This window comes from Nocardia sp. NPDC003963, from assembly GCF_053605105.1.
Genome location: NZ_JBSGIP010000017.1, coordinates 86,969 through 106,029 on the forward strand (window position 1 = coordinate 86,969; position 19,061 = coordinate 106,029).

The window sequence follows — 19,061 nt, forward strand, 5'->3', positions numbered from 1 at the left end:
CCGGAGTCCCGGAGTCCCGGAGTCCCGGAGTCCCGGAGTCCCGGAGTCCCGGAGTCCCGGAGTCCCGGAGTCCCGGAGTCCCGGAGTCCCGGAGTCCCGGAGTCGGTGCGTGGAGATCTGCCGTTGCTCGGAGGTCTCGGCTTTGCGGTGATCTCGGTGCACTCCCCCGTGCCCGGTCACGGGACGGGCAGGCTGCGGGCACGACTTTCGATCTGTCACGATCGACTTCCGGGTGGGAACGGCTGGTATCGAAGAGGCCGGTTACTCGGCGTTGTGCTGGAGATCCGGCCGGTGCAGTGGTCGCCCGAGCGCGGAGCGCGGTTGAGTCGCGTTGTACAGCCTTCAGCAGGAAGCAACGCCCGTATCGGGTCGATTCAGGTGGATAGGCCGGGTAGCGATGAGTGGCGTCACGTGATGGCAGGACATCCCTGGGGCGGGGTGGGGTTATGGACAGCTGTTCCGGTGCCTCGTCGGTTCCGATGTCACGGTCGCCTCGGGAACGCGCTACCGCAACTACTGCCACGGACCGGTGGCAAGGAAATCCGTTCGCGAGTGCAGCTGCGCGTCGAGTGCGTTCGCTGGAGCTATCGGTTGCCGGACCCCGCGATATCGGCCGGCGACGGCAATCTCCGGCCGCCGAGGCGGGCGGGTGTCGCCTGATATCCACGAGGTAGCCCACCATGGTGCACACGGTTCGGGCGGTTCGGTTCGGGTAGGCGCGGGCAGATCGGTCGGAGTTGTCACGGGGTTCACGAGATAGGCGATACACCATTCCCGGCGTTTTCGTTCCGTTGATATGTGCTGACGACTTCGGAGTTCCGAATCGGTGCAATAGACCACGCTGGATGCGATCGCTTGTGTGCGCGGGGCACCTGCGATCTTGTCCAGTCGAGCTTTTCCTCCGCAGATTCCGCCGCCGATGGGACGACGCGCGGCAACATTCGAGCGCGGGAGAGTCGGTGAGAGCCCATCGCGGCCTCGGGTTCCGTGGACGGCCGGTTCGATCGCCCACGTGGCGCCAGATACGCCCGGCGGTGAGGCGGGTGGGAGTTCTCGACCCGACCGGTCGCGTGCCCGGCTCCCGGGACAGTATTCGTGGCATCCGGTGGGGTTACCGGATCTGCGTTGGCTGCAATCGGCGTGTGGAATATGCGTTGCCCCGAGACCGAGACCGAGACCGAGACCGAGACCGAGACCGAGACCGAGACCGAGACCGAGACCGAGACCGAGACCGAGACGTCGGGATGGCGAACGAACCATGAGGTGCTGAAGGTGCGTTGACCATCGACTGACGGCGGAGTGGCTTCGGGTGACGCTGATGTCGTGAGGGCGCAGAAGTGCGATCACGTGACACCTCTCCCCGCAGACTTCTTCGCCGGCGCGTGTGCCGGTGCGATTCGGAGTCGGTGCGAACATGTCGGAACGGACATCCGGGCACCGAGAAGAGTCGTGGCCTTCTTGGCTCCGGTCTCGGCGGCCAGTTCCGTCTCGACGCCGCCCCTTGATCCTCTGCCAGACCCGGGGGACGCCGAAGAACACAGTCGGCCGGGCGTCGAGTTGTGCGGCGGTGATCTCCCGGAGTCGTGGACGGTGGTGATCTGGAACTGCCGGAGTCGCATGGGCTGTGTGCTTCGTAGTGTCGTGAACGGACTGATCGGCGTTGCGCTGATTTCCGGGTTCGGTCGGCGAAGCCGGTCTCCTGGTGCCTGCCGCGCCGGCGGCCTACTGATGCGCCGGTCGGCGAAAGCTTGACCTTCGGTGCGGTCAGCGCCGACCGTGTCCCGTGCTCTTGCTCTGTGCTCTTGCTCATGCAGTGTGTGCAGTGTGCTCGGCTGTGTGCGGTGTGGTTTCGGCGTCACTTGGTTCTGCATCCGGGCACCAGAACTGGAGCGGTCCAGAAGGACGCCTCGGTGTCGTGGATTCTCCTTATTCGAGTTGCCGATCGACGGCCTGCTGCGAGGTGCTGTCACAGGCCGGCCAGTTCGCTGGCTCCAGCGGGACTGCAGATCCTGGACGCCGAGACTCCGCGGGCTCGGTTCGGCCGTGAACGAACGCTGTGGGTGGAGGCGTGTGACATCGCTCCCCCGTTTTCGGCATTGTTGATGCGGTGGGAGCCCTCGGCGTCCACACGCAGGATGGCACAGGACTACCTCCCGGAACGTCACTGTGACAACTGGCTTCGTAACCGGAGGCCGTAAGTTACACGATGGTCAGTGCACTGACCGGCGAGGCCGGTCGTTCATCGGTCTCCGCTCATGCACGGCGGGTTGAAATCGACCGCTGCGGTGGGCGCGCGCCGGCGATCCGTTACGGTGCCGATACGGAGAGGCGGTTGCCATCGACTCCGGTCATGCCGGGTGATCGTGTACGTCCCGGCGTGGCGCCTCTCGCCCCTCCGGCCGGATCCGCCGCGCTCGTCCGCGGATGCCATCGCTAGTCGCGCATCGATGTTTCACGGGAAACATCGACGCGCAGACGGGCGCAACCCCACGATTCGGGTTCGAATGCGGAAAACTTGTGCGTGTCATGGGCGCGTCGCCGCGATTCAGCTTTCTTATCGCGCCTGCGGCTGGCAAGCTATTGAACGTCGGGCGTGAGCGTCGGTGCCACGTAAGGAATCTTGGTATTGCGATGGCAAAGCTCCGTTCGGTCGACTGGCGGCTGAGCGTCAGCGTCGGAGGAGGTAGCTTCGCGTGACCACGCAGTGTTGCGAAGCCGTCCGGTCCGTACGTAGATGCCGAGGTCGTCGTGGAGTGTGATTCGACCCAGTACGGCTTGTTTCGACGACACGGCGCCGGCGTCCGCCAGGCCACGTGATCTTGCAGTTCTCGCGTTAGGAGCGGTCTATGTCGAGCGGTTCAGCGAATGTTTCACGGGAAACATCACGCGTACCGGGAATGCTGGACGGCAGCAATATCGGCCCGGAAGCCTTCGGGAGTACGCCGTATGGGCATATCTCCCCCACTGAAACGCCGATCGCCGCCGAGGCGCACCGCGCGAGCCAGCTAATGCATCCAGGAAAGGTGACAGTGCCGAAACCGCATGAGCAACGCATCATCACCGTGGCCAACCAGAAAGGTGGAGTGGGTAAGACCACGACGACGGTGAATCTGGCCGCGGCTCTGGCGCACCAAGGGATGAAGGTGCTTGTGATCGATCTGGATCCGCAGGGCAATGCCAGTACGGCTCTCGGGGTCGAGCATCATTCCGGTGTTCCGTCCACTTATGAACTACTGATCGGCGAGATCAAAGTACAGGATGCGATCCAGCAGAGCCCGCACAGCGATAACCTGCTCTGCATTCCGGCGACGATCGATCTGGCCGGCGCGGAGATCGAGCTGGTTTCGATGGTGGCGCGGGAAGCGCGACTCAAAGGAGCTATCCAGGAAGCCAATATCGCGGGCTACGATATCGACTACGTCATGATCGACTGCCCGCCCTCGCTGGGTTTGCTCACCATCAATGCGATGGTCGCCGCGCGTGAAGTCCTCATTCCTATCCAGTGCGAGTACTACGCCCTCGAAGGTGTGGGGCAGTTGATCCGGAATATCGGCCTGGTGCAATCGCATCTCAACCCCGAACTTCACGTGTCGACGGTGGTGCTCACCATGTACGACGGCCGGACCAAGCTGGCGGACCAGGTCGCCGAAGAGGTCCGCAGTCACTTCGGTGACGTCGTGCTGCGCTCGGTGATCCCGCGCAGCGTCAAGGTCTCCGAGGCTCCCGGGTATGGGATGACGGTTCTCGACTATGATCCGGGCTCCCGCGGTGCTTTGAGTTATCTGGATGCCGGTCGGGAGATGGCCGCACGCGGTGCGGTGAAATACGCCGCGGCGGCAGACGGCGCGGAGTGAATGACGCGAAGTGAATGGATCGGGTGTGTGATCGGTCGTGGTTGTGGACGCGGGCAAGGGAAAGGGTAGGCCGGTGAGTCAGTCGAAAAAGGGTGGACTGGGACGCGGTCTTGCGGCATTGATCCCGACGGGACCGGCGCCGGTCGCGGCGGGACTGGGCACCGAGGCGGCCAATGCGGTGATAGGTCTGGATCCCGGGCCCCGCCCCGCATCCACCTATCTGCACCAGGTGCCGGAGCCGGTGGAAATGCCTGATCTGGCCGCGGTGGGTGACGCGGTCTATCGAGAGATCGAGCCGGACAAGATCGAGCCGAATCCGAAGCAGCCGCGTCAGTATTTCGACGACGAGGCGCTGGCCGAACTGGTGCACTCGGTCCGTGAGTTCGGGCTGATGCAGCCGATCGTGGTTCGCGAGTTGGAGTCCGGCGGCGGCCGCTACCAGTTGATCATGGGTGAGCGCCGCTGGCGGGCATGTCAGAAAGCCGGTCTGGAGACGATCCCGGCTATCGTCCGGGAGACCAATGACGATGCCATGCTCCGGGACGCGCTCCTGGAGAATATTCATCGCGTCCAGCTGAACCCTCTCGAAGAAGCGGCGGCCTACCAGCAACTGCTGGAGGAGTTCGGGGTCACCCAGGAGGAGCTCGCGGCGAAGCTCGGCCGATCCCGGCCGGTCGTGACCAATATGATCCGACTACTGAAGCTACCGATTCCGGTGCAGCGCCGGGTCGCGGCCGGAGTGCTCTCCGCCGGTCATGCGCGGGCGCTGCTCGGCCTGGAAGGTGGGGCGGACGGACAGGAAGTGCTGGCCGCGCGGATCGTCGCCGAGGGGCTCTCGGTGCGCTCCACCGAAGAAGCGGTGAAGCTGGCCAACCGGGAACAGGAACCACCCAAACCGCCGGCACCGAAGCGGCCGCCCATCCACTCCCCCGGTCTGCAGGATGTCGCCGATCGACTGTCCACATCGTTCGATACTCGAGTTTCGGTGAGCCTCGGTAAACGGAAGGGCAAGATTGTGGTCGAGTTCGGATCGGTGGACGATCTGGAACGGATCGTCGATCTGATGATGCGAACAGCACTCGAGAATTGAAAATTTGCCGCGACGCCCGTGTGAACTCTACCTCGGAGGTGAAACGTCACAGTGACAGTGGCTGGAATTGGAGGTTCGGGCGTGACGACGGGCATCCATCGAAGATCGGTGACGCGAAATGAGGCGGGTCCGCTTGATCGCATATTCTGGCTGTCGAGAAAACTATGATGCGGCGTGAGCGTAGACGAATCGGATAGCTGGAGGCTGAGCAGAGCGGTGTCGACCAGCGTCACGGGACTAACCCTGGAGAGCATCAGCCGGCTGCCGGCACATGCTCGCCGCTGTGTGTTCTGGGAAATGGACCCCGCGGTGGCCGCGGACTCCTCCGGGTTCAGCGATCCGGTGTTCGAGAAAGAAGCATGGATCTCGACGGTCATGCTCGAGTGGGGGTCGTGTGGCCAACTCGCGACAGTCGATGACAAAACGGTCGGATGTGCTCTGTACGCACCGCCGCGAGTCGTGCCGCGGGCAGGTCTCTTCCCCACCTCGCCGGTGAGCCCCGACGCGGTACTGCTCACCACACTCGGTACGGAATACCCCGACCTGGACGGGGATATCGCCTACCGCCTGGTGCAGGGGGTGGTCACCGACCTGATCCGGCGAGGTGTCCGCGCCCTCGAGGCGTTCGGTATCCGGGGTGCTCCCGCGAGCACGGCCCTGTCCGACCGTCCGACCGGAACCATGCGCCTGATGGAACGGATCGGCGCACCCGACCGCGGTCCGCGACGCTCGTCGAGTCTGGGCTGCAACCCGCAGAACTGCATGATCGAATCCGACTTTTTGGAAGAGGTCGGATTCGAGGTCGTGGCGCCGCATCATCGCTTCCCGCGGCTGCGGCTCGAGCTCGACTCCGACCACGGCTGGAAGGAAGATGTCGAGCGTGCTCTCGATCAGCTGCTCGCCGCCGCGTCCATCACCGTACCGACCCGGTTGTCGACCCTGTAGGGACCTCGCGGCTGTGGAATTCGCTATCCGCTGTCGGCGGCGGCGAGTTCCTCGGCCAACAGTTCGGCGAAAGTGTATGTGCCGGTGGGCTGATCGTCCTGCCCGAGCAGGTAGAGGCGTTTCACCGAGATCAGGATGGCTTCCGCGATGACATCCCGCATTCGCGGGCTGGCCAGTACCGATGCGTCGTATTGATTGGTGACATAGCCGAGATCGACCTGAACGGTCGGCATCTTGGTCAATCGCAGGAGGTCCCACGTGCGTGGATGAGTGCGGCAATCCTGCAGCGAGGTGCGGGCCACCACCTCGCGCTGGATGAACCCGGCCAGTACCTGGCCGATCATGGAGACCGAACCGTGCGAATTACCGAAATAGAACCCGGCCACACCGTTGGCCATGGGGCTGGTGTTGGACGCACATCGCAGCGAGATCATCAGATCGGCGTCGAACGCGTTGGAGGTCTCCGCGCGCTCCACATCGGTCGGATTGCTCCCCCACGGGCGGGACAGGAACGTCTCCATCCCGGTGGCGGCCATCCTTCCCTCGAGCCGGCTGGCCAGATCCCAGAGGACCTCCGATTCGTACACATCGCCGAACTCGGTGGGGACGGCTCGGCCCCGGTCCTCGCCCCCCATACCGGGGTCGATGACGATGCGCTTACCGGTGAGCTGTGGGCCCGCCCGGTGAACCACTTCTTCCTCGGCGATCCGGTGCGGATTACCCCCGGTGACCCGGGCACCGAGCAGCTCGAGCGAACGCAGGGTGTCCGGACCGCAGATACCGTCGGCCGACAGGCCGATCTCGCGCTGGAACGAGGTGAGTCCCTCGTGGGTGTGCGGGCCGAAGAAACCGTCCACCCGGTGCACATAGAAACCGAGGTCCTGGAGCCGCCGCTGCAAAGTCGCGACATCGTCGCCGTAGAGCGGGGCGGAGAGTTGATAGATCAGGGTCCGGGCGCCCAGGCGGTACGACGCCTCTTTCAACGCCCGGTAGGTGGCCGGACCGACGGTACCGTCGACCAGCAAACCGCGGTGCTGCTGGAACGCACGCACCGCGGAGTCGAGCTGATAATCGAAGGAGGCTTCGGTGTCTTTCCAGTATTCGCCCGCGCCATCGGTGTCCACGCCGTTGTGCGCTTGCAAGAACCCCAGACTTGCCAGGGTGCTCCGAACCTCTGCTACGGCTGGACCGGTGTCGCCGTGACGAAGTCGGTGCATGCGTGAGGGCCCTTCCTTTCGTCAATCCCGGGTACCCACTCATGCGACGGCCTACACCCTCGCACGACGGAGCGTGGTCGATTCTGTCAGACCCGGACCGGAATTCGACAATCTTGGTCAGGGCATACTACGGCGCGTCGCCGTGTCACGGCCGCCTGTTGGCGTATTCGAGACGTCAGATAACGTCTTCGAGCTCCCGCAGGAGAGCGGCCTTGCCCTTGGCTCCGACGATCTGTTTCACCGGCTTGCCACCGGCAAACAGGATCATAGTCGGGATGCTCATCACCTGATAATCGCGGGCGGTCTCGGGGTTGGCATCGATATCCAGCTTGGCCACCGTGAGTTTCTCGCCGTGCGAGCCCGCGATCTCCTCCAGTACCGGGGCGACCATCTTGCACGGTCCGCACCAGGTGGCCCAGAAATCGACCAGCACCGGCTTCTCGCTCAGCAGCACGTCGTCGGCGAACGACTTATCGGTGACGGTGACCGTATTGGTGCTCTCGGACATGGATATTCTCCTTGATCTCCGGGACGTGGCTCGCCCGCGGGTCAGTTCGCTACGGCGACGTCGATCGGCTGGTCGGCGTGCGACAGCGTATTGCTGGTGATATCGCCCTTTTCGGCGAGCCAGCGTTCGGCGTCGATGGCGGCGCGGCAGCCCGTACCGGCCGCGGTGATCGCCTGCATGTACGTGTGATCGACCAGGTCACCGGCGGCGAAGACGCCCTCGACGGTGGTCTGGGTACCCGGATCGCGTACCTGCACATAGCCCTCTGCGTCCAGATCGACCTGACCGCGGACGAGTTCGCTGCGCGGGTCGTGGCCGATGGCCACGAACAGGCCGGTCGCGGCGAGTTCGGAGGTTTCACCGGTCCGGGTATCGCGCAGTGTCAGCGAGGTGACACTGGTCTCGCCGTGTACCTGTACGACTTCGGCGTTGAGGTGGAACCGGATCTTCTCGTTGGACTTGGCGCGTTCGAGCATGATCCGCGAAGCCCGGAATTCTTCGCGCCGGTGCACGATGGTGACGCTGGCGGCGAATTTGGTGAGGAAGATCGCTTCTTCCATCGCCGAGTCGCCACCGCCGACCACCACGATGTCCTGGCCCTTGAAGAAGAAGCCGTCGCAGGTGGCACACGCGCTGACGCCGCGGCCGAGCAGATCCTGCTCGCCGGGTACGTCGAGGTAGCGGGCGGCCGAACCCATGGCGAGGATCACCGCATGCGCTTCGTAGACGTCGTCACCGACGGTGATCTTCTTCACCGGGCCGCTCAGGTCGATCGCGTCCACATCTTCGGTACGGATATCCGCGCCGAAGCGTTTGGCCTGCTCACGCATCTGTTCCATGAGATCGGGGCCCATGATGCCGTCGCGGAAACCGGGGTAGTTCTCCACCTCGGTGGTGGTCATCAGCGCGCCACCGAACTGGGTGCCCTCGAACACGAGCGGCTGGAGTTCGGCGCGGGCGGCGTACACGGCGGCGGTGTAACCGGCCGGTCCGGAGCCGACGATGATCAGGTCGCGAACTGGCGTGCTCATGGGACCCTTCCAGAAAAGCTAGCGGGGACGATTCGGTCAACAACAGGGTAGACGCGCTTTGTTCCCGCTCCCCCGCCCCCAGCGAGTGTGGCGGGGCGGGGCCGTCCGCCGTACGCCCACGATCGGGAGCGCAGGAGCGGTTGTGTCTAGCCGATATCGGTGGTCGCGATGGTTTCGGGGTTGCCCGGACCACAGCCGGGGCCGACCACCAGCGCGGTGACCTGGGCTCCGTTGCGCCCACCGACCAGGATGAGTACAGCGTCGCGGCCGTGGAAGTCCATATCGGCGGACCCGAGGACCGGGCGGTCGATACCGGCTGCCCGCACACATGCGGTGAGCGCGGCGGGATCGGCGAGCCGGCCGCGCACATCGTTGCGGCCGAGCGCACGCAGCGCCACGGCGGTGTCGAGAGCGGACCCCGGTTCGACGCTCTCGGAGGGTGGTGGAGCGGCCCTCGGCGGGGTTTCGGGATCGGGATCGCCGACGGTGAAGAGTGCGGTGCCGGCAGCGACCACGATCACCGCTGCGGCGGCCAGCCCGGTCGCGATCCGTCGCCTGCGGCGGCGGTATGCGTCGAGCGAGATCGGAGCCTCGGTCACGGAATCACCGGAAAGTGTTCCGGGACTTGTATTCCCCGGATCAGCTCGCGGAGGTCCCGGGAACGCCGGCGGGAAGCCGGTGTAGTCCGGTGCCGGGCCGTTCAGCGGTCGAGTGGTCTCGACCGCTGTATCGCCTCCCGGTACTCCCACCGGCCCACCCAGCGATTCGGCCAGCGCGTTCAGCCGTGCGGCGATATCGCCGGGGATGGGACGGGTGATCCGTTCGGAGCTGCCCAGCGCGGCCAGAGACCCGCGGATCTCGTCGAGCGAATCCAGATAGCGTTTCGCCTCCGGGTCGCGCTGTACTACGGGCCACAGACGGGCACCGAGCTCGGGATCGATATTTCCGGCGTGCAGATCGGCGAGCAACTCCCTCGTGAAAGGAGGTTGCGGAATAGAGCTCATGACCTGCACACCTCCAATGCTGCTGCTGCGTCCATCTGACTCGGGTACCGATTCCTGCGGCCGGTGGTTGTGTACTCCCTCGGGTACATACCTTTCGGGAGGAAAAATGTGTCACTGATACTGACGCGGCGGGGCTACATCTGGTTCCTCTCCGCGTGCAGAGAATCCAGTTCGGACTTCAGGCGCTGCCGGGCTCGCGCACATCTGCTCTTCACCGTGCCCACCGGAACGCCGAGCAGTTCCGCGGCGTCCGCGACGCTGTATCCTTCCACGTCGACCGCGACGACCGCCGCGCGCTGGTCCGGGGGGAGCTGGAAGAGCGCCCGTTCGAGTACGAGCGAGACGTCGACCCGGCTGTAATCATCGGAGTCGTCGGATATTTCGGGCCAGGCCTCCGGTGGCAGGAAGAGTGCCGGCCGGGCGCGGTTGCGGCGGATCCGGTCGAGGCAGGCGTTCACCACGATCCGGTGCAGCCAGGTGCGTACCCCGGATTCCGCGCGGAAGGAACCGGCGTTGCGGTGCGCGGACAGCAACGCCTCCTGCAGCGCGTCTGCAGCGTCCTCCGGTGAGTAGCAGACGCGTGCGGCGGTCTGCCAGAGATGGTCGTTGTGCCTGCGGATCAGCTCCGCGAAGGCATGCGGGGCGCCGTTCGCGTGTGCCCGCAGCAGATCTATATCGGTTGTCGTATCCAGTCGGGATTCCCCTGTTCCCACCGCGCCGGTCCCTGTTGTCCCTGCACGACCCCCCGCGTTCAGTTCGGACGACAATAGCCAACCCCTTGGACAGCGCTCACGACAGCAACGACGGTCGGTGATCCGGCACCGACAGCCACTGCGAGAAGGCAGCGTGCGGAATCGTACCCCTGATCCCGACGGGCTCGCAGCTGAGAGCGCGGATCGCGATCATATCCCGGCAAACAATTCGGCGGCAACCGATTTCGTCCGGCACGCACGCGGTACGCGGGTCGTCCGCGGCCCACCCGATCAGGGCTTGGCTTCGAATCCGAGTTCGGCGATGGAACTCTGGAACTGCGCACCCGTATTACCCAGCCCGGTAACCCAGATGAGGACGTAGCGGGCCGCCTGATCGGTCTGGATCGGTACCTCGGTGACCCCGTCGCCCAGGACCGCCGTGCCGACGAGCTGGGTCTGGTCCAGCGTCGCCGCCTCGGTGGGCGAAGTGCGGATCTCGACACTGGTCCCGGGGGTGGACGAGGTGATCGAGACCTTGGTCAGAGTGGCGGGGCTGGGCAGGGTCGCCAGCAGGCCGACGCCCTTCTTCAGCGCCGGGAACTGCTGGAAGTACTGATCGGTGCGCCAGGCGGTCGCCGGGTCGCCGTCGGTCGTCGCGGCGGCGCCGGACGGATCGTCCGGGGTGCCCTCCGGGGAGAACACCACGACCCCACTCGCCGGTATCGGCGCACCGTCGGCCGCGGCGGGCGCCGACGACGGGCCGGCCGGGGTCTCCGAGGCGTCCGGTGCGCGGCTGGTGGTGAGGCCGATGACCTTCTGCTCGTTGAGCGGTTCGCTGGAATCGCCCGGGGCGAAAACGCTGACCAGCCACCAGATGACGATGCCGACGACCAGGGCCGTGAGGATCCCCAGAGCCACCATGATCCACATCATCCGCTGCGATTTCTCGCGTTCGGCGGCGAGCAGTTCCGGATCGGCCAGGGATTCGTCGGCCGGTGCCGGGGCCCGCTGGCCGAGGCGAAGTACGGGGATGAAATCGGTCTTCTGATCCACGACCGAGGCCTGTTCCAGCACATGCTGGATAGTGGCGGCGGTCCGCACACCCTTGTTCGGTTCCAGCGACCGCACCGCGACCGCGGAGATCTCGAACGGGACCTCGGGCCGGATCTGGCGGGGCTCGATCGGGGTCCCGTCGGGACCGAAATCGGCCAGGTGCAGGCCCCCTACCGTGGCGGCGTTTCCGCTCACCCCACCCTGACGCAGCGGCCAGCGGGCGGTCATCAGGGCGTACAGCATGGCACCCAGACCGCGGACGTCGCTCTGCGGGTCGGCGTCTCCGAGGGTGCCCGGGAAGGCCAGTACCGCATCGCCGGACGCGCTGATACGGATACGGTCCGGATGATCGATGGACAGGGCTCCACCGCTGCGATGCGCCATTTCGGTGGCCGAGGCGAGGACGCGGATGGCACGAGCCGCACCGATCGGCGACGGGACGGTTTCGGCCATCTCCCGCAGGGAGCGGCCGGGCGTCCATTCGGCGACCACGATGCCGCCCGAACTACCGCGCACCACATCCAGCACCCGGGCGAGTCCGGGCGAATTGATCCGGCCCAGTCGCAGCGTGCGGGAGAGGATCGCCTGCGGGCCGTCCTGGCCGGAATTACCGGCGGCCTTCTGATCGGCGTCGACGAAGGTCAGCGCGACCTCACGGTCGAGTTTGATATCGAGGGCCTGCCAGAACCGCAGCCCGCGTGCCCCGCCGTGGCCGGCCAGCAGCCGATAACGGCCACCGGCGACCGAGGCGCCCGGCATGAGCTCGGGACCGCGCTGGACCCGGCTGGACCGGGTTATCGGCGGGACCGGGATCATGCCGGTGTCGTAGACCGGATCGGTGGCCGAGACCGTCGCGCCGGTCTGGTGCAGATGTTCTTCCGAAAGTTGTTCGCCGGGGTCCACCGGTTGGTATCCGTCCTCCGATTCGCTCCCGAAACCAGCGGTTTCGTCAGCGTCGGGGTATGGCCCCGAATCCGGCCGTTGCTCCGCCGAATATGCGGAATCGTGCGCGGACGGTCCTCCGCCCGCGCGCTGGGTGTGCGGGTCGCCCGGTTCCGTCTGCTCCGGGGGAACATCGGTGGACAGGCGACCGCTCGCCGGATTCGAGGAAGAATCGGCGGCTGGGCGCTCGCCCACCGCGTCGTCGCTCACCCTCGGACCTCCTTCGCCCTGGTATGCCGCAACTTCAGCGGTCCTGCCTCTTGTGCTCGTCTGCCGAACAGGGTACGGGAACTGGCCCGCGCCGGTGCGCTCAACCGAGTCCGGCCGGATCACCGGCAGCACCATGGTGCTCTGGGCGTCCATGGCCGAGTCGAAGCCGGAGTACGCCAGGTATGGATCCCGGCGGTCCATGATGCGGGTGGCGTATTCGTCCTCGGCGGGTCCGAGGTCGATCTCCGGTGCCGGCGGGGTGATGCCGAGACGCCGCGAGATGGCGACGGTGATGGCGACCACCTCGGGAATTCCGGCCAGGCGCATCAGCCCGAACGCCACCGCGAACATGACGATCCCCGTGATACCGACGCGGATGAAGGAGCCGGGACCGCCGAGCGATTCGGTCAGCCGATCCAGCCCCATGACTCGGTCCGCGATCAGCATGACCGCTCCGCCGGCCAGCGAGGCCAGCAGCACCCGGCTGACCGTACGGCCGACATTGGCCATCCGCAGATCACCCAGACTGCGGTGCAGCAGGTAGCCGCCGATCACCGCGCCGGTGGTGAACCCGAGACCGGTCGCGACGCCGAGGACGATCACGACCTGCTGGCTGCTGTCGGCGATGAACGGGGCCAGCGCCGAGAACAGGATCTTGATCGTGGTGATTCCCAGGATGATCCAGGTGGGCGTCCACGCCTGTTCACGGGCATAGAACACTCGTAGGTGGATCAGCACCAGCGAGTACGGGATCAAGGTGAACGCCGAGAAACTGACGGCGGTACCGAGCCGGGAAGCGTCCTCGGCGAACCGGGCGTAACCGAACAGCGCATCACCGACCTGCGGACCGGCCACCGTGAGGAAAGTGACGATCGGGATCAGCGCGATCATGGTCAGCCGGGTGGCGGCCGAGAGATCGTCGACCACCGCGGGCGTGTCGTCGTTCGCCGCGTTACGGCTGAGCCGGGGCATGATCGCGGTGAGCAGCGTGACACCGATGACGCCGTAGGGCAGCTGGAGCAGCAACCACGCGTTCTGGTAGATCGCGGGGCCTGCCTCGTCGGCCTGCGAGGAGATGTTGTTCGCGAAGATGCCGCCGATCTGGCTGATCAGCACGTACAGGATGATGGCGCCCGCCATCGTGCCGAACTGCTTGAGCCGGGCGTCCATCCCCCACAGCGGGCGCAGATCGATGCCCTGACGGCGGATCGCGGGCAGCAGGCTGGCGGCCTGCACGATAACGCCCAGGGTCACACCGCATCCCAGGACGAGCAGTTTCGGATCACTCATCCGTACGGGATCCAGGGTTATCTCCCCGGGAGTGAGGGCGTACAACCCCAGCACGACCAGTACCACCACATTGTTGAGCACCGGGGCCCAGGCACCCGGTTTGAACGCCCCGCGGGTGTTGAGGATGGCGGTGAACAACGCGGACAGGCCGTAGAAGAGTACGGCCGGTACCAGCAGGAAGGTGAGTGCTGTGGTGAGCCCGGTGTTGACCTTGCCGTTCGCGGAGACGAAGACGTGGGTGGCCAGGACCGGCGCGGCCGCGGTGGCCAGTAGCGCGGCCGTACCCAGAATCGCCGCCGCGGCCGTGACCAGGCGCCGGATGAAAGCGGCGCCGCCGTCGGGGTCTTCCTGCTCGGCCCGTACCAGGGTCGGCACGACGATCGCTGTCAGGACAGCGCCCAGCACCAGTTCGGCGATCATGTTCGGGATGAGGCTGGCGGAAGTGAACGAACTGGCGATGGCCGGGCCGAGGACGGCCAGCAGGAGCAGCTGTTTACCGAAACCCGTGATCCGGCTGATCAGGGTCGCGATCGCGATGGATCCGGAATCCTTGAGCAGCTTGACCTGACTGTTGTCCGCCTTCGCCGAATCCGCGGCCGGTTTCTCGGCGACGGCGACCGCGGACATGGGACCGGTCCCCGTCCGGCCGCGGGCCGGCGCGGGCCGGCCGGCGTCGCGGCCCGGAGGTACCTGCCGGAAGGGCTGGGAAGGCGGAGCTTGCCGCGGCGGTGGAGCCTGCGGATGTGGGGACCGGTTCGGCGCGGCGGGCGACTGTCCCGGGCCGGGCCGGTCGGGGCGTACGCGCGGCTGCGAATCCGGTGACTGTGGCGGGCGGGCCTGCGGCCGATCCTGCGGGCCGGGGTGTCCCGGTACACCGGCGGGCGGCGGTGGCATCGGCCGCATCCGCTGCGCGGGGAACGGTTCGGATGACGGACCCGCGGCGGGCGCGCCACTTCCGGGCAGGGGGCGTTGTGGGGGCTGCGGGGGGCGGCCGTCGTCCGGGCGGCCCTGGGCGGGTGGGCGGCCACCGGGAACACCCGGGCGGCCCGGACCCGGGGGCATCGGCGGACGGCCGGGTGCTTGCTGCGGCCGGGCCCCCGGCATCGGCGGAACCGGGCTCTGGGGGGCAGCCGGAGGTGCGGGGCGCCGTTCGGGCGGAACGGCGGGACGCGCGCCGGACGGAGGCGCGGAACGCGGCATCGGCGGAACGGCGGGGCGGGCGCCCGACGGAGGTGCCGGGCGCTGCTCGGGAGATGCCGCCGGGCGGGCGCCGGACGGCGGGTTCGGGGGCCGCCCGGGCGCCGGATTCCGGGGTGCACGCGGATCGGGGTTCGGCTGCCGGGTGGGCGTGTAGCGGTCCTCGCCCGGATGCGGGCCGGGTCGCGGTCCCGGCCGTGGACCGGGCGGGACCGCCCGATCCGCCGGGGCACCGGGCCGCTCGGGCCGTCGCATCTGCGGAGGCGGCTCGCGGAACGCACCGGGGCGTTCACGTTCCAGCTCCGGATCACCCGGGTGACCGGTCATATCCGTCTCCGGTCCGGGAGTTCGATGCACTCGCTCCCACGGTGCGCTGGGAGGCCGACGGGCTCGTGGACCGTCGGGCTGTCGACCGGGCTGCTGCCGATGAGCGGAGGATTCATCGTCGCTCATCATGCCTCCTGTATCGCCCGGACCCCGCGTGGCGGTTGTCCCCTGTGTCGCGTCGAACACATTGCTCGGCGTCAGCACACGACGAACGGTGCGGTCCGTCGGCGATGGCGCGTCCGACTGCGCACCGGCACCCGGACGGATCTCCGGACAGCCGGTGCGCACTCTCTATCTTCCATGGGACACGGGGCCCGGTCACCCTCCCCCGGGCCGTGTGTACGGCAATACACCGCCGTACGTCCCGCGCAACGCCGGAATCGGCGGCTATACGCGTTCCCGGCCTCGTACCTTCGGGTCGGTCGGCTGCTGGGTCTGCCCACTCGTCCGGGCCCCGGAGCGGCCACGTCCACGGCGGCGAGCCCGGCCCAGCCGGACGACCCGCTGCCGCAACCCCGGATCGATGCCCTTGTCCGCCGGGTCGCGTTCACCGTGGAAACGTCGCCACAACCGCCGTCCGGCGAGCAGGAACAGCAGGGCCGCCGCGCACGCGGTGATGATCGCGAGAATCTGCCCGTAGGCGTTGGACCGCACCGAGATCGAGGTGGCGTTGCCGAGCGGCACCCCGTCCGGAGTGCTCAGCGAGATCGGCACCACGAGTTTGCGGCTGTCGCTGACCTCGGTCGGGATCTGGAAGGACCGGGTGCCCCGCGGCGGCAGCAACTGCTCGCCGATATCGGTGATCTTGGTCTCCGGTGGCGCATCGATCCGGAACCGGATCCGCACCGAAACGGGCAGATCGTTGCGCGCCACCAGTAGCAACGGGCTCGACTCGGAAGCCAGCGTGTACACCCCACCGGGCGGCAGCACCGATACCGAACGGAAGATCTCGTCGACGGTGGACGTCGCCTTCTCGATCCGGCGCTGGGCGAAGACCTCGGCTTGCGCGGTGGGACCCCCACGCCGGTCCGACATCGACAGCGCGCGCACCAGATCGTCACGCAACGGGTCGAGGTAGGCGCGGGGCGTCGGCGCCGCTTCGGGCACCTCCACCATCGCCTGCAGCAACTGCGAGATCCGGTGGGACTGATCGCGGGCGGGAACCGCGAAATGCCCCGGAACCGCCTCGACCGCCGCCTGCGTCAGCGGAGCCAGCTGGAACGGCGCGGGATCGGGCGCCTGCCCGACGAGATCGCCGAACGGCCGCGGATCGACCAGCTTGTTCTCGACCAGTAGGTCCAGCTGCCGCAACAGGGCAGCGGCCTCGTCGCGGTTCGCGCCCCACTGCTGCGGTGGCATGATCAACTGTGACCGCGCGCGGCCCGGATCGTTCTGCAGTGCCCGCCACGACACCGCCCCCAGCGCGTCCTGCAGGCGCGCGGTACGGGAATCGTTGGTCACCGCATAGCGGGCCGATTCCGGGACGTAGGACGGGGTGGGTGGATTGGAACCGACTCCCGCCAGCGCGGCCGCGGGCCAGATGTCGAAAGTCGCCACGCGCAGCGCCGGATCGGCCGTCGCGGCCCCGCCGCTGCCGGCCTGTGAAGGCGCGGCGCCCGCCGGGGTCTGCTGAGGGGCCGGTGTCCCGGTGTCCGCACCGGCAGCATCTCCCGCGGGCACAGCGTCCGGAGCGTCACCGGATTCCGGCGCCGGCGTGGCCGGCGGGGCAGCACCCGGTACGCCGGGCAGCCGCACCACATCCGGTACGGCCGCATACGGGTCGCCGGTACCGCCCTCGGGGGCGACGGCATTACCCGCCAGCACCGCCGTTCCGAACCCCTGCGACTTCAGCAACTGCGCCGCGCCCTGATCCAGGCTGCTGGCATCGGGCAGGCTCACCCCGCGGACGGACCGGGTGTTCAGAATCGAATCGACGATCGACGCCGGCGCCTCCAACGCCCGCGCGGTCAGCGCGGGATCCGCGGCCGCCGCCAGTGCCGAGATATCGACCTGCGCGAACGGCAGCGCCACCGTGCACATCGACGACGCCAGATTCCGCAGCCGGTCCAGCCAAGCCTTCGCGGATTCGGTACCGGAACCCGGCCGGGTCGCGCCGTCCGGGTCGGAAGGACTGGCCAGCACCCGGTAATCGCTGGTCATGGCCTGCACGGTCAGCAGCAGATCGGGGTCGATCGCCAGACAGACCCCCGACGACGGGCCGTCCTCGGCCCGATCGTCACCGAATACCGACTCCAGCGCCCCCACCAGCTCGTCCAGCCGGCCACCCCGGCTCACCGACGCGGCCAGCTCGTCATCGGTCAGCTCGACCTCGCGATCGAGGTCACCGGTCTGCCCCGCCACCATGCGCGGGCGATCGGCCAGCGGCCACAGCAGGGTGGTCTGCACCGGGGGCGCAGCCGGTGTCGGCAGCGGCGGAGCGCTACCGTCCGCCGCCGCGGGCAAGCCCAGCACCGGCAGCAGGAACCGCGCATCGTCCAACCGGGCCTGACCGCCGTAGTCCGGGGTCCCGTTCACGTTCAGCAGCAGCGGATACACACCGGGTTCGGTGATGTTCAGCGAAGTCCCCGACGCGTCCCGCAACGGGACGGACATGGTGAACTGCTGGCGCTGCCCCGGCTCCAGCCGCACCGCCACATCCTGGAACGGTGTCGGGAAGTCGTAGTTCGCCTGGTCGAGCTTCAAAGTCGTGCGTAACTCGCTGGGATCCGATACGGGCCGCGCCCGCTGCACCCGCACCGCCACCTCGTCCACGCCGCGGTCACCGATATTGGTCACCGTGCCCGCCACGGTCAGCACCGGCTCACTCTGGGCGGTGACGGTGCCGGGGCTCACCGAATCGAGGGACAACTTCAGGAACTGGGGGGTCGAAGTATCCTCGGCCGAGCCTGTGGGCTGGGCGTGCGCTGGGGATCCGAGCAGCGCGGGCAGCGCCGCCGAGCCGAGGATGGTCAGGATCACGAGCATGATCCGACTCAGTCCACGCGTCATCGCTTGCCGGTCTCCATCCGGTCGATCAGGCGGTTCGCCACCTCGGCCAGCCTGCGCTCGTCGGCGTAGGCCAGCCTAGAGTTCAATTCGCTCAGCGGTACCCAGTCGACCTGGGTCACCTCGACATCCGCGTCGGACAATTCACCACCGACGGAACGCAGCAGAAAATGATGCACTGTTTTGTGTACCCGCCGACCCTCGGTGACGAACCAGTAATCGATACTGCCCAATTCGGCGACTACCACGCCCTGGATACCGGTCTCCTCGGCGACCTCGCGGATCGCCGTCTGTTCCGAGGATTCGCCCTCTTCGATATGTCCTTTGGGCAGCGACCATAGCAGCCTGCCCCGGCGATCGGTACGGCCGATCAACGCGGCACAGCGCGCTTCCGGCGGGCCGTCCAGGCCATCGACCACCAAACCCCCGGCCGAAGTTTCCCGCACGGTACGCATACGAGGTTTCGCCGCACCACCGGCCGAACCACGGCGCCGCGGCTGGCGGCGTCTACTGTTCGCACGATCGGCCGGAGACACTACGCAATACTAGAGCAGTGTTTATTTGCGCCGCCTCCGGCGGCGCTGGGCGGGGCCCTATTAACCCCGGTTCTTCACTCCTTCGCTCAGTCGCTGCGCTCCTTCGCTACGTCGCTCCAGAACCGGGGCGGGCCCCGCCTGCGGATGTGGACCATCCGG

Annotated in this window: 12 protein-coding genes; 4 read left to right on the forward strand and 8 right to left on the reverse strand. The window is 67.3% G+C overall.

Annotated features, from left to right (window positions below; translation table 11 throughout):
• Positions 1-1,125: 1,125 nt before the first annotated feature.
• The 4 genes from ACWEWT_RS24005 (at position 1,126) to ACWEWT_RS24020 (ending at position 5,889) form a co-directional block, all read left to right on the forward strand.
• Entirely contained in the window at positions 1,126-1,281 is a 156-nt protein-coding gene (locus ACWEWT_RS24005; RefSeq protein WP_452562124.1) for a hypothetical protein, read from the forward strand.
• A 1,616-nt stretch (positions 1,282-2,897) separates the two neighbouring features.
• Complete coding sequence (locus tag ACWEWT_RS24010) at positions 2,898-3,854, forward strand: ParA family protein (protein WP_452562125.1); 957 nt, start codon at positions 2,898-2,900, stop codon at positions 3,852-3,854.
• 73 nt (positions 3,855-3,927) lie between these two features.
• Complete coding sequence (locus ACWEWT_RS24015; RefSeq protein WP_452562127.1) at positions 3,928-4,944, forward strand: ParB/RepB/Spo0J family partition protein; 1,017 nt, start codon at positions 3,928-3,930, stop codon at positions 4,942-4,944.
• A 216-nt stretch (positions 4,945-5,160) separates the two neighbouring features.
• Entirely contained in the window at positions 5,161-5,889 is a 729-nt protein-coding gene (locus ACWEWT_RS24020; protein ID WP_452562147.1) for a GNAT family N-acetyltransferase, read from the forward strand.
• Between the two features lie 23 nt (positions 5,890-5,912).
• On the opposite strand, the gene ACWEWT_RS24025 is transcribed toward ACWEWT_RS24020, so the two are convergent.
• The 8 genes from ACWEWT_RS24025 to ACWEWT_RS24060 form a co-directional block, all read right to left on the reverse strand.
• Positions 5,913-7,106 carry an N-acetylmuramoyl-L-alanine amidase gene (locus ACWEWT_RS24025; RefSeq protein ID WP_452562129.1) on the reverse strand — a complete coding sequence of 398 codons (1,194 nt, stop codon included), beginning with the start codon at positions 7,104-7,106 and terminating at the stop codon, positions 5,913-5,915.
• A gap of 175 nt (positions 7,107-7,281) precedes the next feature.
• Positions 7,282-7,614 (reverse strand): thioredoxin, encoded by a 333-nt coding sequence (trxA, locus tag ACWEWT_RS24030; protein ID WP_030524460.1) that lies wholly within the window; start codon positions 7,612-7,614, stop codon positions 7,282-7,284.
• A 41-nt stretch (positions 7,615-7,655) separates the two neighbouring features.
• Positions 7,656-8,645 carry a thioredoxin-disulfide reductase gene (trxB, locus tag ACWEWT_RS24035; protein WP_452562130.1) on the reverse strand — a complete coding sequence of 330 codons (990 nt, stop codon included), beginning with the start codon at positions 8,643-8,645 and terminating at the stop codon, positions 7,656-7,658.
• Positions 8,646-8,791: 146 nt separating this feature from the next.
• Positions 8,792-9,649 (reverse strand): hypothetical protein, encoded by an 858-nt coding sequence (locus ACWEWT_RS24040; protein WP_452562132.1) that lies wholly within the window; start codon positions 9,647-9,649, stop codon positions 8,792-8,794.
• Between the two features lie 134 nt (positions 9,650-9,783).
• The gene (gene sigM, locus ACWEWT_RS24045) at positions 9,784-10,362 is read right to left on the reverse strand and encodes an RNA polymerase sigma factor SigM (protein WP_452562134.1); all 579 of its coding nucleotides are present in this window, start codon (positions 10,360-10,362) and stop codon (positions 9,784-9,786) included.
• A 270-nt stretch (positions 10,363-10,632) separates the two neighbouring features.
• A complete protein-coding gene (locus tag ACWEWT_RS24050) occupies positions 10,633-14,463 on the reverse strand; it encodes a lipid II flippase MurJ (protein WP_452562136.1) in 3,831 nt (1,276 codons plus the stop codon).
• Positions 14,464-15,747: 1,284 nt separating this feature from the next.
• Positions 15,748-18,369 carry a DUF6049 family protein gene (locus ACWEWT_RS24055; protein WP_452562138.1) on the reverse strand — a complete coding sequence of 874 codons (2,622 nt, stop codon included), beginning with the start codon at positions 18,367-18,369 and terminating at the stop codon, positions 15,748-15,750.
• A complete protein-coding gene (locus tag ACWEWT_RS24060; RefSeq protein ID WP_063059466.1) occupies positions 18,366-18,902 on the reverse strand; it encodes an NUDIX hydrolase in 537 nt (178 codons plus the stop codon). Before ACWEWT_RS24060 ends, ACWEWT_RS24055 begins: the two co-directional genes overlap by 4 nt.
• Positions 18,903-19,061: the final 159 nt, after the last annotated feature.

Bases quoted from the DNA above. Each gene is read 5' to 3' on its own strand.
- ACWEWT_RS24010 (WP_452562125.1), top strand. From the start codon at position 2,898: ATGCTGGACGGCAGCAATATCGGCCCGGAAGCCTTCGGGAGTACGCCG.
- ACWEWT_RS24025 (WP_452562129.1), bottom strand. From the start codon at position 7,106: ATGCACCGACTTCGTCACGGCGACACCGGTCCAGCCGTAGCAGAGGTT.
- trxA (WP_030524460.1), bottom strand. From the start codon at position 7,614: ATGTCCGAGAGCACCAATACGGTCACCGTCACCGATAAGTCGTTCGCC.
- trxB (WP_452562130.1), bottom strand. From the start codon at position 8,645: ATGAGCACGCCAGTTCGCGACCTGATCATCGTCGGCTCCGGACCGGCC.
- ACWEWT_RS24040 (WP_452562132.1), bottom strand. From the start codon at position 9,649: ATGAGCTCTATTCCGCAACCTCCTTTCACGAGGGAGTTGCTCGCCGAT.
- ACWEWT_RS24050 (WP_452562136.1), bottom strand. From the start codon at position 14,463: ATGTCCGCGGTCGCCGTCGCCGAGAAACCGGCCGCGGATTCGGCGAAG.
- ACWEWT_RS24055 (WP_452562138.1), bottom strand. From the start codon at position 18,369: ATGACGCGTGGACTGAGTCGGATCATGCTCGTGATCCTGACCATCCTC.